The following is a 284-nucleotide window of genomic DNA, read 5'->3' on the forward strand; positions in this document are numbered from 1 at the left end:
TAGAAATCAAAAAGGCTATTAATGAGGTGCAATCAAATATGGGGGCGCTAACTGCTAGGATAAATGAGGCAGAAGAGAGAATCAGTGAGATAGAAGACCAAATGATGGAAAATAAAGAAGCTGAGAAAAAGAGAGATAAACAACTACTGGATCACGAGGGCAGAATTCGAGAGATAAACGATACCATAAGACGAAACAACATTAGAATAATTGGGATCCCAGAAGAAGAAGAAAGAGAGAGAGGGGCAGAAGGCATAATGCAGCAAATTATAGCAGAGAACTTC

The 284-nt window shown here is 39.1% G+C and carries 1 protein-coding gene; it reads left to right on the forward strand.

Features of this window, described 5'->3' with window-relative positions; all coding sequences use genetic code 11:
• On the forward strand, positions 1-284 hold a 284-nt coding region (locus tag DEH69_RS13435), incomplete at both ends, for a hypothetical protein (protein ID WP_147255564.1).

Source organism: Streptomyces sp. PT12, assembly GCF_003311645.1.
In the GTDB taxonomy this organism is placed as follows: domain Bacteria; phylum Actinomycetota; class Actinomycetes; order Streptomycetales; family Streptomycetaceae; genus Streptomyces.